Here is a 16170-nt window from a genome sequence, read left to right as displayed (position 1 = left end):
TTTTTATATTTTAAATATGTACAAATTAGTATTAATACTAGTGTTCTTGTTTGAATTTCTAATAGATTGTAAATCACAAAAGCATAATTTTTTTATAGATACTTTCTTTTTATATGGCAAAATAATTGGTAGAGATACAGGAAATATTGTATTGCAATATCCAACCATACATAATCAATGGAAACAAGATACCTGCCTGCTCAAAAACGGAGAATTTTACTTTACCGGGATGGTGAATCAACCCACTTTTTGTCACTTAATAGGTCCACATATCAACAATAATTATGTAGATATTTACATAGATAAGGGAAAGCAAACAATAGAATTGAATAATAGTAATTTTAAGGATTACCAATTAACAGGTAGCAATATTGCCAAAGAATTACATGAATGGAATGAAAAAAAAACTGCGATTTTCATGAATCATCCGTCAGTAAAAAAATATGAAGCAATCTTGAAATTATACAATGCAGAAACAAATAATACATTAAAAATTCAACTGAATCAGCAGCTACACAACTTACTAGATAGCATTGAAAGTTATCATAATGCATTAAAGCTGGCAAGCATTCAATGGATAGAAAAAATGAATGATTCCTACATCAGTGCAACAGAGTTATACAGTTTAATCATAAATCAACAAATTGCTACTACTGAAGCCGTCAGTCTATTTTATCAATTAACAGATCGTATTCAACAAAGCAGAGTAGGCCAATTAGTGGCAGAAGCACTTCAAAAAAGTATGGTAAATATACCCGCACCTGATTTTACAGCTAAGGGATTAAATCAGGAAAATTTTCAACTCCATAGTTTAATCGGTAAATACATTATCATCAGTTTTTGGGCAAGTTGGTGTATTCCGTGCATTGAAGAAATACCTTATTTAAAACAACTGTATAACAAATACCATGCAAAAGGGTTGGAAATTGTAACCATTTCTATAGATAAAGATTTGCTTGCTTGGTACAACGCTGTGATAAAATGGAATTTGGAGAACTGGAAAAATGTTGTATGCAATACCGCCATTAAAACCAGTTACATTAACCCCAACATGCCCATTCCAAGCCTACTACTGATTAATGATAAAGGAATAATTATTTGGAATTCAATCAATAAGCCGGAAGAAGATAAAATAACGGCACTGGAAAAAGAACTAAGTAATTGGATAAATATAAAAAATTGATCAATGAAATTGATACAAACCTTTTATGTAGATGCTTTCAAAAATATAACAAAAACAGCGATGGGATGGAATTTACCCTTTTATAATGTAATTAGCTGGACATTAAGCTGTTTACAATTGCATAAATATTATGATGATATAGCACTTTATGCCAACACTGGTTCAGCAAAGTTTTTTAATGAAATATTGCAACTACCCTATAAAAAATTTATACATCCCATGATAATTTTATTCTTCACCATCATGATTTATTTGCATTACCAAAAATATATACCTATTCATTACAAAAGGAACCATTTTTACACATAGATGGAGATGTGTTTATTTTTAAGCCTTTCAGCAATACATTTCTAAAGAAAAGTTTAATAGCACAAAATGAAGAGAAAGCAACTGAATATTATACATCTACTCAAAAAGATTTAATAAAAAATTTCAGCTATTTCCCCAAACATCTGAATACGGGTTCTACGTAGTCCTATATCAAAAGTATTTTTCCGTACCTCTCCTTCTACCAAAGTTCCCGGATTGTTTTGGTTATACCGAAGCCAGGTTTGGTTTAAAAAAGTAAATTGAAAATAATGGCTATCCGATTCATTCAATGAAAAACGAAGGCCATTTTGTTGCGCATAAACGCTGCTAATGGTGAATAGTAACAAGCAACATATTTTTATCAATGCCATAGTTAATTTTTCAAAACGGCAATATAGTGTAGAGAAACCGGCATTGCAAATAGTTACTCATTTTTTGAAAGCAAAATTTCTATTTTAGTTGCTTACTGACACCGCGTTTAAATTTTGCGGTATCACTCGCATAGTGTGTACCATGTAAAAAATCGTACCGGCTTCGTATTAAAAAATCGGTCAGATTAATGGTAGGTTGCATAATAGATACAGTATTTTGATACTGCTGCTGCAGCATAGCAGGTTGCAACAATGTAAAATTAAGTGTATTTGTTCCATGCACCCAACTCATGGTATGCTGTGTAGCACTGCGCAATTGAAATGTATCGGCTGCTTGCTGCCAAAAAATTCCTTTAGGTGTGCAGTAAATGGTTTGTAATGAAGAATGAACCGAATCGCCTTTATTCATTTTAAATTGATATACATTCAACAACAAATCGTTTTGGCGGCTGAAATAATGATAAAATGTATCTTTCCCATTTACTACCCGCCAGTTTTCATTGCCAAAAAAATGCTGAATGCTATCCATTAAATGCACCGGCATTAACACAACATCTGCTTGTTTTACTTTGGTGATTTCATTTTCGCCACAGCTTAGTAATAATAGTATACACGACAAAATGGTTATGCGTTTCATGTTCAATGTTTCCATATTTTACAAACACAAACAGCCCTGTATAAAACAAGGCTGTTGTAGTATTTATTGTTCACTAATTGAATTTGGTCCAGTTTTTCCACCAGGTATCGCCGGCAGCACATGCGCCTATATAGGCTACAGAAGTAAACCATCCGTTTAATTTAGGATTAACAAATGAAGCACCAGATTTAGCCGGAGAAGCAGCAGTTGGGTTAAAATCGGGATTGCTGTAATTAAAAGGATCACCCAAGGCCACAGCACTATTATTGTCTAAAATAGCATTGCCATTGGCAGCCGTATTGTACCAACTTAAAATAGTGGCATCTGTTGCTCCGGTTGGGGCTGTAGTTGAAGGAGCATATTTAACCGGTGTTGTACAACCTGAAATGATAGTATTTTGCACATACAGGCTGGGATTAGCAGCAGTTATATTTAAATCGGTAGGTGTACCCTTACTGGCATCTATCAATAAACCCTGCGGCCATCCGGCAATAATAGAGTTCATGATGCTGATGCTGGAATTTCTTCTTATTTGTGCACCGCATAAAAACAAGCTATTACCCTTGTTATTTAATTGTGCTTTGGGACCTAAAACAGTCATATTACTAAATACAGCATTTGTTTGTGGTAATAACGTACTACCATTGGCGTCATTATCGCTTTCAAAAGCTTCACTTTTTGAAATATCGGCAACAGCACTATCGCGCAAAGCAATACCAAACTGTACTTTACCCTGAAAACCGTTATCTGTATCAAAATCATCATCTAATGTTCTGAAAGAAATGAGATGTTTACAGTTAACGGTACCACCAAACCATTCAAAGGAGTCATCATTTGCATAAGATACTTGTACATAATCAACTACTGTTCCACTACCCACACCACCAAATGTTAACCCATTAATTTCTTTATCAGGTAAAAAAGCATAACCGGCATATTCAATTCGAACATAGCGTAAAATGCCGCTGTTATCAGCAGGATTAGAACTAGTGCCTAAACCGTACAATCCTAAGCCATCTGCGTTGTTAATACCTCCTTCAATTTCACCAACACCGGCTTGTCCGTTAAATGAAGCATTGGTAGGTGCCTGCCCCAATAATACAACGCCTGACCAGTCACCACGTTGTGGGTTGGGCGATTCGGAGGTAAACACAATGGGCTTATCTGCCGTTCCATCTGCAATAATTTTAGAGCCACGTGTAATAACCAAACCACCTGCTTTATTCAATTCTCCCACAATTTTGGTACCCGGCTCAATGGTTAAAATAGCGCCTTCCGTAACATATACCAATCCACGCAATTTATAGGTATAATTGGCTTTTAAAGTGGTGTTTACTTTAATTCTTCCTTCTAATATGGTATTTTCCACACCCGGTGTTGGTGTGGGTGTTGGATTGGAGGTTGTACCGCCATCCATCTCAATTTTACGGCATCCGGTTATCACCAACAGTGCCGTAACCATGAATAAAATAGTTTGCTTCATACTTAATGTTAATTTGGTTTAGAAATGATTGTTTTATTTAAGAATAGAATAAGAAAATGAAAGTGAAACATTGGTTCCATATTTTCTTCTGATGGCCAACGCATCGGTACCCGAATCATATTTTTTATTATCATTCAAATCATGATAAAACTTTGCTTCCTGATTAATGATGTCGGAAATATTTAATTTAATTTCTGCTCTGTTTTTTAAAACTTTTTTGGCTACCTGCATATCTAATAATGGTCTTGGCGCTTCCCATACCGGCGGATTATCGCTACCACCCACATAATAAATACGGCGGCCAATTTGATTGTATAACAATGTTGTATTTAATCCCAATGCAGGTACATCATATTGCAAACCAATATTCAACAAATACGGGCTTTGCCCCTGCATTGGCCTGTCTAAGCTAGGTATGCGATTGTAGATGTAAGACAAGTTACCCTGAACGGTAAAGTTTTTAAGAGCAGTGGTAAAATCCAGGCGCTTTCTAAATTCAATTTCTGCCCCTACACTTTGGGCATTATCCGGCGAAATATAATTGAATGTACCGGAGCTACCTGCACCTGTGTTATTAAAATACAACTCACTGGGGTTTTGGAAATATTTATAAAACACACCTACATTCAATAACTCGCCTGCTTTGGGATAAAACTCATAACGCAAATCAATATTGGTTATTTCGGTTCGTGGCAAGTTAGGATTACCGGTGATAGTAGCGCCTAAATCAAAATCATAAAATGAAAAAGAGGCTAACTCTCTAAACTCAGGCCGTATAACCGTTTGCGAACCGGCTAAACGGAGATTAACCGCATTATTTAATTTGTAAGTTGCATTAATGCCGGGTAATATGTCTAATTTTTCGGTGTGTAAGTAACGGGGATCGGTTTTGCGTACACTTCCTAATAACTGATCAAAATTTTCTACTCTGGCACCCCAAATTATCCGTAACTTATTTTGCAATAACTGGTTATCTATTTGTAAAAAACCTGCATTTAGAATAGAGTTGGCTAAATACCTGTAGCGAATGTCATATATTTCATTAAAAGCAAATTTATTATCGGTGCCATTACCAAAATTTTGCGGGCTAAACACAACAGAAGGTGGTTCTAAACGCAACGCAGGATTATCGACAGGTAAATAAATGGCAAATGGGCGTGAATCAAACAAACGATCTTTTACCTGAAAGAAATAACCGGCTTTTATATTTTGTAATTGGTTATTCCAACGAACTGATTTGGTAATATTAGCACCTGTGGTGTAAATATAATCATTCAAAAAACCATAAAATCTACTGCCACTGCGTTGCGATGTTTTAGATGCGCTAATCAAAAGTGAATAAGGCGAAGAGGGAACCAATGGATCATCCTGATTGTATTGTACCCGCCGTTGATCGGGAATGTATTGATCTAAGATGGCAAAGCTGCCAAACCAATCGAATTTTATTTGCAAGGAACGAATAAAATGTTCGCCCGACAAGTTGGTATTAAAATAAGTATTGGCTTTAAAAGCTAATTCAGTTGCGCGAATATTATCGCCAATGGTTGAATTGGTTTCAAAATCTTTTCCTGTTCTCGCGGTACTGTAGTTGCTGGTATTCACATTAAATATATTCTTCCATGATATTTTATGATAATTACCCAATTGCAGGGTTAAGGAGCCCAATGCACCCCATAATACATCGTTGGCATATTTATTATTGCTGTAATCGAAGTTTATACTTGCCTGATTATTGGAAAATGAAAAAATTCTGTTTTCAAAAAAAGTTCGGCGAGGCGATAAATTATAATTCAATGCAAATACACCACCCAGCTTATTACGGTTACCCATTGCTGTATTAAATCCGCCGGCTATTCTAATACTTTTAGACATTAATTGTAGGGTATTATTGCGCGGATTAAAAGTCCAGATATTTTCAAATTGCTTACCATAAGCTGTTTTTTGATCAGGTGTTAAATTATTAAAAGCAGATTTAGTAGGCAAATCTGCAGGCAATGCCCGCGTACCATCGTCAAATCCTAAAAAGTCGAGCTTACCGCCTTTGTATTGATAAAAATCATGACCAATGGTTTGGGTATTAAAGCCGGTTCCTATCTGTACTTCCATAAATTTTTTCAGCGGCACATCGTTGGTGGTTATTTGCACCAGGCCACCTGCCCATTCACCGGAATACTCCGGTAAAAAAGTTTTATTAATGATGATGTTATCAATGATGTTAGATGGAAAAATATCGAAAGCAAAAATTTTACGATCTGGTTCTGTACTACTCAGCAAAATACCATTCAACATAGCTTGATTGTACCGATCGGCCAACCCACGAACCACCAAATAACGGCCGTCAATAACCGACAGGCCAGGAATACGTTTCAATACTTCGCCGGTATTACGATCAGGTGTACGTTTAATGGCTTCTGCTGAGAGCACCTGTGCTACTACTGCCGTATTTTTTTGGTATTGAATAGCACTATTAATGGTTTCGGCTTTGGCCTGTGTTCTGGAAGCAACTTTTACCGTAACATCGCCTAAATTGTTACTGGCATCAGTTAAATGAATAGATAACGGTTCTGCATTGTTCTCGGCTATTATATCGGCAATAATTTTAATCTGATAACCCACATAGCTAATTTGCAGGGTATATTTTTTTCCGGGTGCAGCTTTAAAAGAAAATACACCATCTATATTGGTTTTAATAACCATAGATGCATCCCCGGAAATAGTGATAGTAGCACCGGCCAATGGCTCATTTTTGCTACCGCTTACTTTACCCTGTATAGTAATGGTTTGTGCATATAGTGTTATACAAAAGATACCGCTAACAAGTAATAAAATAATTTTCTTCACAAACAATGGCTTTGTTTGGCGCAAAAGTATAAGCACTAATTACCGGAGAAGCAATTTTTGTATTAAGCAATTATTAATTTTTTTTAATCATTATTTAATAATAAGAAACACAATAAATAATTGAGTAAAAGCGCAATCAGGCTCTAATTTAACCTAAAATTAATGAACCCAAAAAAGTCATTAGGTTTTTAATAATACAGGAAATTCAAAAGTTTTATTGGAATACCATAGTCCGGAGAACCATTCCCTTCGTTTCATAGCAAGTGATAGTTTGAGGATTCTGTGGTTTCCATTTTTTATCACGTAACCACCAATGGCAAATACTTTATAACGTAAGGTCTTCATTCGTTGTTCCACTTTTGTATTCAATACCACCTGCCTGAACAGACTTATAAAGTTATAGGCCATCATCACCCAATTGAGTGCGGCCTCAGTAGCATCAAAGTTTTTCAGATTAAAATTATCTGCACCAAAATCGTATTTCAATTCTTTAATCCTGTTTTCACAATTAGCCCTTTGTTTGTATAAGTTCCAAACCTGCAGGGGTGGCAATGCAAGATTGGTAATAAAACAACTATATCTGTAATTGTTATAAATACCTTCCTGTTCAAATAATTTTAATGATTTACCGGTGGCATTAGGACGTTCTGCGATTAACTGACGAACCATTACCAGGCGTCGTGGCTTATCCCACAACGGGCTCTGATAGGTAGTTTCGCCAACCTCAATTCCCTTACTTACTTTTATCCAATGGGTGTGGCCGGCTACCTTTTGTTGGATAGGTTTGTATTGCCGGGCAGCAATAATATAGCTGCTTACCAGTTCATTTTCTTCCAGGTAATCAAAAACTTCTTTGCCGTAAAAACCACTATCGGCCCTCAAGAGCCCAATGTTTTTCCCATTTAGTTTTTCAATGGTATCTGATAAAAACCCCTGGAAGTTATTGCTCGTATAGGCATTGCCGCTGCGTAACCAGAAATTGGCTACCATCCGGGTTTCTTCAATAAATGCCAACAGCGGATGATGGCTGTTTCTTCCTGGCTTTTGTGGATTATAGCCTCGCTTACTGCCTTGCTGATTGCCATAGCGGGTAAAGATGGATGAGTCTATATCCACAGTGTAATTATCCTATTGCAGATTGCCAAAAAACCATTGGTACAAGGGAGTGAAAATATCATGATTGATGGAAGTAGTGTGCTTATTAAAAAATCGTTGAAATGATTTGCAGCCAGCCATTTGCTTAAACCCCCAGCATTGCCTCAACACTTCATCGTGGCGCGTAACTTCGCAATGCTCAAATTTATTGGCGCCACCCCAAACACTGATTGCTTGATCAGTTGATTAGGAGGATAACCCCGGTTAGAACCCTGCAGGGGAAAAGGTAATTTATCAAGCTGATCATCTATATTCATCCTGTCAAGCATTTTTTTTAATAGCAGGGTTCCAGACCACGGAGTAATTTCTTTATCAGTAAAAGCAATTTTAATGTCCATTTTTTTATAAGATTTTCTTACTCCAATTTTAATGCTTTTATAAAATGTAAACTCAATACCAGTAAGCTTTTTATTCACATCTTTTCTAATGGTCGCCATTAGAAATTTTATCAAATGACTTTTTTGGGATGAAGAAAATTTTAAAACCCGTGGAAGAAGAAAATAGCAGAGGGGAAGGGATTCGAACCCTCGATACGGTTTCCCGTATACACACTTTCCAGGCGTGCTCCTTCAACCACTCGGACACCCCTCTGTATAATGCCATTTGCTGCTGTGCTTGTTGCAGATGAACGGATTGCGACGCAACAACAGCACAACCGGAGTGGCTCAGCCGGTATTAAAAATACCAAATTGAATCCATTTACCGGGCGGCAAAAATAGTTGTTCCTTGTTACACATGAAATATTTTTTCAGCATTCGCTGTTGTGATAGTGGCTAAATCTTCTAAAGTAAGGCTTTTAATGGTAGCCAAATATGTTGCTATATATTGTAAATAACTACTTTCATTTCTTTTGCCACGGAAAGGAACCGGGGTTAAGTAAGGGGCATCCGTTTCCAAAACCATGTGTTCAACCGGTATTTTTTTTATTGCAGCAGGTAAACCCGCATTTTTATAAGTGAGCACCCCACCAATACCCAACATAAAATCCATATCAATTATTTGTTTGGCACTTTCATAACTACCACTGAAACAATGAAAAATCCCGGTTAACCCTTTCTGTGCAAATGGCTTTACGCGATTGATGGTTTCCTGCATGGCATTGCGGGTATGAATTACGATGGGTAATTTTTTTTCGAGCGCCCATTGCATTTGCAAATCAAATGCCTGATATTGTTGTTGCATGAATGTTTTATCCCAATAAAAATCAAGCCCAATTTCGCCAACTGCTACAAAAGGCCTTTTGTTCAGCCATTCTTCTACTATTTGCAATGCATCATTAACGGTTTCATCTACTGAACAAGGATGCAGTCCCATCATCGAAATACAATTTTCGGGATATTTTTTTTCCATATCCATCATAGCCGTGTAAGTACCAACATCAATGGCGGGTAAAAACATTTTTGTAATACCTGCATCAATGGCACGATGCACCACAGCATCTCTATCTGCATTAAATTCTTCCACATATAAATGCGTATGCGTATCAATCAATAGCATAAAAAAATATTTTGCTTCACAATAAAAACCAACCAACAACGTTTAAGTGTTGCAGTTGTCAGTCAGTAAAAAATTTAAATAGAACAAATTAAATTTTGTTTTCATAGGGTACGGAATAAACAGGGCCGGAGTATATACTCTGGCCATTCTTTTCTCTATTCAATTAGGAATGGTTTTAAACTGAAATCCATTCTCGGAAAAATAGGCCAATACTTTTGGCAATACAAATTGTAAATGATTAAATGCCTTTACGCTATCATGAAATACAATGATAGAGCCTGGCTTTGTATAAGTAACCACATTGGTCAAACATTCAACCGATGAAATAGTTGTATCAAAATCGCCACTCAACACATCCCACATTATGACTTTAAATGTACGTTGCATATTTGATGAAGCAGCTTTTTGCAATATACTTGCCTGAAAACGGGTAATTCGCCCATAAGGTGGTCGAAATAAACCGGAATCAATATATTTAGCTGCTTCAAAAACATCGTTGAAATATACCTCATTATTGGTTTTCCATCCGTTTAAATGCCGGTAGGTATGGTTACCAACGGCATGTCCTTCCGTAAGTATGCGTTCATAAATATTGATATGTTCCGCAACATTTTTTCCCAAACAAAAGAAAGTAGCTTTTGCATGGTATTGTTTCAAAACATCTAATACAAAAGGTGTTGCTGTTATTTCCGGGCCATCATCAAAAGTTAGAAATAAAGTTTTTTCCTTTACCGGAATACGCCAGGTTAATGCCGGATACAATTTACATAACCACCACGGTGTTTTTACAAAATACATGGTACAAAGATATTTCTAAATACATTTATGTGCATAGAAAGTAAGCGGCAGTATTATCTTTGCAGCATGGAAAATAAAAAAGTAAGGGTTCGTTTTGCCCCATCGCCCACCGGTGGTTTGCATTTAGGAGGTGTACGCACTGTATTATTTAATTATTTATTTGCCAAGCAACACAAGGGCAGTTTTATTGTAAGAATAGAAGATACCGACCAAACCCGTTTTGTGGAAGGTGCCGAGCAATACATATTTGATTGTTTGCAATGGTGTGGATTGGTTCCGGAAGAAAGTCCTGTTAACGGTGGCCCATTTGCGCCTTACCGCCAAAGTGAAAGAAAAGAAATATACAAACAATATGCATTAAAATTGGTTGAAAAAGGCCATGCCTATTATGCTTTTGATACACCGGCGGAATTAGAGGAAAAGCGCAAAGCCATTCCTAATTTCCAATACAATCATCAAACCCGCAGGCAATGCACCAATTCGCTTACATTAAGTCCGGAAGCAGTATTAGAAAAATTGTCGAATAACACCCCTTATGTAATACGGATTAAAATGCCGGAGCATGAAACGGTTACCTGCCATGATATGATAAGAGGAACCGTTGAATTTAATACCAGTTTATGCGATGATAAAGTTTTATTGAAAGCAGATGGTATGCCTACCTATCACCTTGCCGTTGTGGTAGATGATTATTTAATGCAAATTACGCATGCTTTTAGAGGAGAAGAATGGCTGCCCAGCGCTCCGGTACATATATTACTTTGGAACTATTTGTTTGGATTGAATAAAATGCCGCAATGGGCGCATTTACCCTTAATATTAAAACCCGATGGCAATGGTAAACTCAGTAAACGGGATGGTGAAAGATTGGGATTCCCGGTTTTTGCCATGGATTGGACCGACCCTGCTACCGGCAATACCACCACCGGTTTTAAAGAACGCGGCTTTTTACCCGAAGCATTTGTAAATATGCTGGCCATGTTGGGCTGGAATGATGGAAGCGGACAGGAAATATTTTCGTTACAGGAATTAATTGAAAAATTTTCAATTGAACGGATACATAAAGGCGGTGCCAAATTTGATTATGAAAAAGCAAAATGGTTTAACCATTCTTGGTTACAAAAACTTCCCGTTCAACAATATGCTGATAAAGTAAAGCCCTATTTTGAAAACGCAAGCATTAACATTACTAATGATGCCTATTTGTACAAAGTAATGGAATTGGTGAAAGAACGTTGCCAGGTATTACCCGACTTTGTAGCCCAATCATCTTTTTTCTTTCAACATCCTGAACAAATAGATACCGCCTCCATAGCCGGAAAATGGAACGCAGCCAAACAACAGTTTTTTGCAGAACTGATACGCACATTAGAATTAGCAACCATTTGGGATGCGGAAAATTTAGAAAAAGATTTTAAAGAAATGGCCGCAGCACATCAGCTAAAACCTGGCGAACTGATGTTGCCTTTTCGCATTATGCTGGTAGGCGGTAAATTTGGGCCACATGTTTTTGATATTGCAGCGACTATTGGCAGAGAAGCCACCATTCACCGCATCAAACATACACTGCAACTCATGCAGGCCTAATTTTTTAAAAAAAATTGTTAGAAAAAAGTAGTATGCTTTATCTTACCACAAAAAAGATGAAGCCTGTCTATAAACTACTGTTTTTACTGGCCTTCATTCAACTGTTACTTCCATTTTTTTTGCAGAGCAGCTTGTATGAACCGCACCGCGATGAATTTTTATATTTAGCCGAAGCAAGGCATTTAGCATGGGGATATCTTGAAGCGCCACCTTTACTCTCTTTGTTTGGGTGTATTTCAAACTATTTTGGTGATGGTGTGTTTTGGATTAAAATCTGGCCCGCATTATTTGGCTGTTTTACTTTTTTGTTAGTAGGCAAAATCATTATTCAATTAGGTGGCAAAGCTTTGGCAATTATATTAGGCTGGCTACCTTTTGTATTGGATGGTTACCTACGTTTGTTTTATTTATTTCAACCCAATTTTTTAGAAGTATTTTTTTATACAGCCATTGGCTTTTGCTGGTTTCAATGGATAGTTACTGAAAAACGCAAATGGATTTACATGAGTGGCATTGCTTTAGGTTTAGGTTTATTAAGCAAAGATTCTGTTTTATTCTATGCTATAGGCATTACCGTTGGGTTATTATTAACGCAACAAAGAAAGCTGTTTACCCAAACGGCAGTTTATATTGCCGCCATAATAGGCTTTCTTATTTTTTTACCCAATCTCATCTGGCAATACCTACACCGTTATCCTGTAATGCATCACATGCAGGAATTACAACAATCGCAGTTAGTACATATTAGTTACAAAGATTTTTTAATGGGTCAGTTATTCATGAACCTGCCTTGTTTTTATATATGGATTACCGGCCTTATTTGGGTATACTTCTCACCGGCAGGCAAAAAATTCAGGTTATACGGATGGGCTTATTTAACTGTGATAGCATTATTATTGCTATTGCATGGAAAAGATTATTATGCATTAGGGCTATACCCTGTTTTATTTGCATTTGGGGGTTATGCTATTGAACAATTTACACAAACCCATGCACGTTGGGTAAAATATCCGGTATTGGTATTTTCCGTATTATTGGGTTCATTTGCCCTGCCACTGTTATTACCTGTAGCAGCACCGGAAAAATTAGCAGCTTATTATTCGCGTACCCATTTAAACCAAACGGGTTTGTTTAAGTGGGAAGACCAACAAATGCACCCCCTTCCGCAAGATTTTGCAGATATGATAGGCTGGAAAAGCACCACCACTAAACTGGCGCATTTTTACAATAGTTTATCGGCAACGGATAAAAACAACACCTTCATTTTCAGCCGTAATTATGCCTTTGCAGGGGCTATGAATTATTATGGCCCGCAATATCATTTACCCGAAGTATATAGTGATAATGCTTCATTTTTATTATGGATGCCCAATCATTACCACATTCAAAATTTAATATTGGTAGGAAAACACTTGCCCGATAATAGTGATACCGCATTTCAGTTTTTTGAAAAACATACAGTGGTCGATTCCCTGAATAATCCGTTGGCCAGGGAGAACGGTACAAAAATCATATTTTTTCAAAACGGCAATCAGCAATTAAACTCATGGATAGCAAAAAGAATTGCGCAGTTAAAAGCGCCTTATTACCGATATGCCCAACAATAATGTTGCTTTACTTACTTTTGCCAACACAAATCAAACGATTGCATGACAACAGTAATGAACAGGCCCATTAGGGTGTTAGTAGCGAAAGTGGGATTAGATGGCCACGACAGGGGCGCAAAAATTATTGCCACTGCCCTTCGTGATGCAGGAATGGAAGTAATTTATACCGGATTGCGGCAAACACCAGAAATGGTAGTAAATGCAGCTTTACAGGAAGATGTAGATGCCATTGGCATTAGTATTTTAAGTGGTGCGCACATGACAGTTTTTCCACGTATATTAGAATTAATGAAAGAAAAACAAATGCACGATGTTTTGCTTACCGGCGGCGGCATTATTCCCGATGATGATATGAAAGCTTTACAACAATTAGGCGTTGGCAAATTGTTTGCCCCGGGCACCCCTGTTAGCGAAATTGCCATTTATATTCAGGAATGGACCATTGAACACCGAAAATTTTAAACTATGTATACTACTATTTTAACTGAATTAAACAACCACATATTTACCATTACTATTAACCGGCCCGATAAACTAAATGCATTAAACAAAGCTGTGTTTGATGATTTAAATAAAGCATTGGATGAAGTGTATACCAACGATGAAATTTTATCGGCAGTAATTACCGGTGCAGGTACCAAAGCATTTGTAGCCGGTGCTGATATTACCGAATTCAAAGGCTTATCGGTTGAAGAAGGGAAAGCATTGGCCAAGGCCGGACAAGATACTTTTTTTAGAATAGAAAACTGCCCCAAGCCTATTATAGCTGCCGTCAATGGATTTGCGTTAGGTGGCGGTTGTGAGTTAGCCATGAGCTGCCATTTTAGGGTAGCAGCAAATAATGCCAAATTTGGCCAGCCTGAAGTAAACCTAGGTTTAATACCCGGCTATGGCGGCACACAACGCTTGGTACAACTCATTGGCAAAGGCCGTGCCATTGAATTATTAATCAGCGGTAATATGATTGATACTACTACTGCCTTACAATATGGTTTAGTCAATCATGTTTTTGAACCCGAACAATTATTACCGGAAACTTACAAGCTGCTAGCCAACATCAATACCAAAGCACCATTGGCCATTGGCGCCTGCATTAGCGCCGTAAATGCTGCCTTTGATGAAGCCAGAGATGGTTATGCGGTAGAAATTGATGCTTTTGGCTTTTGCTTTGCTACAGACGATATGCAGGAAGGCACACAGGCATTTATTGAAAAAAGAAAACCGGTATTCAGCGGAAAATAAAATTATAATACCAACTGCAATACATCATCGGGCATTTGATAAGCTTTGATGCTTTTTATATACGGTAAATTTTTTGCGCCGGTAACTACTACTGAAACTTCAGTTGCACTGCAACTTGGGAAACAAACCATACGCCGATGACCAACAGTAGTTATGGTAATAGATTGCTGTACCACACCATGCAAACTAACGGTAATTTTAAGACTGCTAATGGCCTGGCCCCTTGTTATGTCTTCTTCTAACACCATACAATTCAGCATAACCGGTTTTTTAAAAATATAGTTGTATCCCGGATATCTTCTTTTTACAGATTTTTTGCTTAAATGAACCGTATTCATCATTGCATTATCTGTTAGCAGTTCTGTTTTAAAAGCCCTTTCAAGCAACGCTTTAAAACCTATTAAAGCTGCTGAATCGGGTGTACTAAACCGCCCTTGCCGGTTGGGTGGCACATTGAGTAATAAATTAGCACCCCTGCCAATACTTTTTGCATACAAACCAAACAATTGCTGGGGCGTTTTTATCAAACTATCTTCTTTTGCATGATAAAACCAACCAGGCCTGATGCTAACATCACACGCTGCAGGTATAAAACAACAACCATTGTAATTACCCGATTGTAAAGTATCTGAAGGCGGTGCACCTATGCCACGGATAAATCCGGCGGTATCTAAAATGTTCCAATTGGTAGTTCCTGCAATACCTTTTTCATTGCCCACCCATCGAATATCTGGGCCAATATCACTAATAATAAGGGTTTCAGGCGAAAGTTGACGTACCGTTTTTTCAAACAATGGCCAATCATACATTTGTTTTTTCCCATTAGGCCCTTCCCCATTGGCACCATCCCACCACAATTCGGTTATATGCCCATAATTTGTAAAAACTTCTTTCAACATATTTACAAATACAGTATTATAAGCCAGGGTGCCATATTGAGGATGGTTCCTATCCCAAGGCGATAAATACACCCCAAACTTTAAACCATTTGCTTTACAGGCTTCAGCACAGGCTTTTAAAACATCTCCCCTACCATTTTGCCATTTACTTTGGGCCACCGTATGTGTACTGAATTTACTGGGCCATAAACAAAAACCATCATGGTGTTTGGCCGTAAGTATAATGCCTTTGGCACCGGCCGCTTTGGCAATACGTGCCCATTGATTACAATCTAATGCTGTTGGGTTAAAAACATTTTCCGGCTCATCACCCAAACCCCATTCTTTATTGGTAAATGTATTGGGACCAAAATGAACAAACAGGTAAAACGACTGATCCTGCCATACCAACTGCGCTTTTGAAGGAAGTGGTAATATTTGTAAACCATTTGCACCGGTTTGTGACATGCCAACTGTTGAAAAAACAAATAAAAAAACGAATAAGTATATTTTAAACATAATACATTTTCATTTAGCCATACCAATATTACGTTAATATCTTCCTTGCTTCAACAAATCCTA

At 37.3% G+C, this 16170-nt stretch carries 14 protein-coding genes, 1 tRNA gene and 1 pseudogene; 6 read left to right on the top strand and 10 right to left on the bottom strand.

Annotated elements, in window-relative coordinates; all coding sequences use genetic code 11:
• Positions 1-16 precede the first annotated feature (16 nt).
• Together A0F92_RS08930 and A0F92_RS08925 are read left to right on the top strand one after the other, a co-directional pair.
• Entirely contained in the window at positions 17-1183 is a 1167-nt protein-coding gene (locus A0F92_RS08930; protein WP_068244509.1) for a TlpA disulfide reductase family protein, read from the top strand.
• A 3-nt stretch (positions 1184-1186) separates the two neighbouring features.
• A pseudogene (locus tag A0F92_RS08925) lies at positions 1187-1656 on the top strand (DUF6734 family protein).
• On the opposite strand, the gene A0F92_RS08920 reads toward A0F92_RS08925, so the two are convergent.
• The 9 genes from A0F92_RS08920 to A0F92_RS08885 all read right to left on the bottom strand — a co-directional run bounded on the left by A0F92_RS08920 (position 1603) and on the right by A0F92_RS08885 (position 10274).
• Positions 1603-1839, bottom strand: coding sequence for a hypothetical protein (locus A0F92_RS08920; RefSeq protein WP_167516961.1), 237 nt, complete (start codon positions 1837-1839; stop codon positions 1603-1605). The pseudogene A0F92_RS08925 and the gene A0F92_RS08920 sit on opposite strands and share 54 nt — an antisense overlap.
• Before the next feature lie 103 nt (positions 1840-1942).
• Positions 1943-2500, bottom strand: coding sequence for a hypothetical protein (locus tag A0F92_RS08915; RefSeq protein WP_167516960.1), 558 nt, complete (start codon positions 2498-2500; stop codon positions 1943-1945).
• A 73-nt stretch (positions 2501-2573) separates the two neighbouring features.
• On the bottom strand, positions 2574-3983 hold the full coding sequence (locus tag A0F92_RS08910; RefSeq protein ID WP_068244496.1) for a hypothetical protein: 1410 nt from the start codon (positions 3981-3983) through the stop codon (positions 2574-2576).
• A gap of 33 nt (positions 3984-4016) precedes the next feature.
• Positions 4017-6824 (bottom strand): carboxypeptidase-like regulatory domain-containing protein, encoded by a 2808-nt coding sequence (locus tag A0F92_RS08905; protein WP_167516959.1) that lies wholly within the window; start codon positions 6822-6824, stop codon positions 4017-4019.
• A gap of 180 nt (positions 6825-7004) precedes the next feature.
• The gene (locus A0F92_RS08900; RefSeq protein WP_167516958.1) at positions 7005-7940 is read right to left on the bottom strand and encodes an IS1380 family transposase; all 936 of its coding nucleotides are present in this window, start codon (positions 7938-7940) and stop codon (positions 7005-7007) included.
• 143 nt (positions 7941-8083) lie between these two features.
• Positions 8084-8416, bottom strand: a complete 333-nt coding sequence (locus A0F92_RS15580) for a hypothetical protein (RefSeq protein ID WP_167516957.1) — start codon at positions 8414-8416, stop codon at positions 8084-8086.
• Positions 8417-8483: 67 nt separating this feature from the next.
• A tRNA-Ser gene (locus A0F92_RS08895) sits at positions 8484-8570 on the bottom strand.
• A gap of 138 nt (positions 8571-8708) precedes the next feature.
• A complete protein-coding gene (locus A0F92_RS08890) occupies positions 8709-9476 on the bottom strand; it encodes a TatD family hydrolase (RefSeq protein ID WP_068244661.1) in 768 nt (255 codons plus the stop codon).
• 159 nt (positions 9477-9635) lie between these two features.
• On the bottom strand, positions 9636-10274 hold the full coding sequence (locus A0F92_RS08885; protein WP_068244490.1) for a polysaccharide deacetylase family protein: 639 nt from the start codon (positions 10272-10274) through the stop codon (positions 9636-9638).
• Positions 10275-10340: 66 nt separating this feature from the next.
• Between A0F92_RS08885 and gltX the strand changes: the two genes are divergently transcribed.
• Genes gltX through A0F92_RS08865 form a run of 4 tightly spaced genes read left to right on the top strand, consistent with a single transcriptional unit; the run spans position 10341 to position 14710 of the window.
• The gene (gene gltX / locus A0F92_RS08880) at positions 10341-11861 is read left to right on the top strand and encodes a glutamate--tRNA ligase (protein WP_068244487.1); all 1521 of its coding nucleotides are present in this window, start codon (positions 10341-10343) and stop codon (positions 11859-11861) included.
• Positions 11862-11893: 32 nt separating this feature from the next.
• Positions 11894-13468, top strand: coding sequence for an ArnT family glycosyltransferase (locus A0F92_RS08875; RefSeq protein WP_167516956.1), 1575 nt, complete (start codon positions 11894-11896; stop codon positions 13466-13468).
• Positions 13469-13510: 42 nt separating this feature from the next.
• Positions 13511-13930 carry a cobalamin B12-binding domain-containing protein gene (locus A0F92_RS08870; protein WP_068244481.1) on the top strand — a complete coding sequence of 140 codons (420 nt, stop codon included), beginning with the start codon at positions 13511-13513 and terminating at the stop codon, positions 13928-13930.
• Positions 13931-13933: 3 nt separating this feature from the next.
• Positions 13934-14710, top strand: a complete 777-nt coding sequence (locus tag A0F92_RS08865) for an enoyl-CoA hydratase/isomerase family protein (RefSeq protein WP_068244478.1) — start codon at positions 13934-13936, stop codon at positions 14708-14710.
• Positions 14711-14712: 2 nt separating this feature from the next.
• Here the strand turns inward: A0F92_RS08865 and A0F92_RS08860 are convergent, their stop codons facing one another.
• Positions 14713-16056, bottom strand: a complete 1344-nt coding sequence (locus tag A0F92_RS08860; protein ID WP_167516955.1) for an alpha-L-fucosidase — start codon at positions 16054-16056, stop codon at positions 14713-14715.
• Between the last annotated feature and the right edge of the window lie 114 nt (positions 16057-16170).

This window comes from Hydrotalea flava (genome assembly GCF_001623405.1).
Taxonomy (GTDB): Bacteria; Bacteroidota; Bacteroidia; order Chitinophagales; family Chitinophagaceae; genus Hydrotalea; species Hydrotalea flava.
The sequence above is the reverse complement of the archived record's forward strand: the minus strand, read 5'-3'. Positions and strand labels throughout refer to the sequence as shown.